Raw genomic sequence first — 728 nt, forward strand, 5'->3', positions numbered from 1 at the left:
CCCATATCTGGTGAATGAAACAGTGATGAACCTTCTGCCAGATCAATAAATCAGAAAAATTTAATGATATGACAGAAGGATAGTGAGTTATGCGGAAAAATCAGGCAACGTTACGCGTATGACCAGCAAGCTGGGCCAGCGCATCGTTATTTTCGATGGTGATGTATTTACCTTTGACTGCCAGCATGCCGCTTTTCTGGAAGCGACCCAGCAGACGGCTGATGGTTTCTACCGTCAGGCCCAGATAGTTACCGATATCGCCACGAGTCATCGTCAGGCGGAATTCACGAGGGGAGAAGCCGCGTTGGGCAAAACGACGGGACAGGTTGTAGATGAATGCAGCCAGACGTTCCTCGGCATTTTTCTTCGACAACAGCAGGATCATGTCCTGATCGCCTTTGATTTCACCGCTCATCAGACGCATCATCTGCTGACGCAGATTCGGCATTTTACCGGACAAATCGTCCAGCGTTTCGAACGGGATTTCACATACCATCGAGGTTTCCAGCGCCTGCGCGAAGCTCGGGTGATGGCCGCTGCCGATAGCGTCAAATCCCACCAGGTCGCCTGCTAAATGGAAACCAGTGATTTGCTCGTCGCCTTGCTCAGTGATGGTATAACTTTTAATCGTACCGGAGCGGATGGCATAAAGCGATTTAAGTTCATCACCAGCCTTAAACAGCGTCTGGCCTTTCTGAATAGGCTTCTTCCGCTCAATGATATTATCA

At 49.5% G+C, this 728-nt stretch carries 1 protein-coding gene; it reads right to left on the minus strand.

Translation table 11 applies throughout. The annotated features are described in order from the left end of the window. Positions 1 to 100: 100 nt before the first annotated feature. Positions 101 to 728 (minus strand): fumarate/nitrate reduction transcriptional regulator Fnr (gene fnr, locus C5J24_RS31585; RefSeq protein WP_105423706.1); only part of this gene is annotated, 628 nt, incomplete at its 5' end.

Source organism: Neorhizobium sp. T25_27 (genome assembly GCF_002968565.1).
GTDB lineage: Bacteria > Pseudomonadota > Alphaproteobacteria > Rhizobiales > Rhizobiaceae > Neorhizobium > Neorhizobium tomejilense.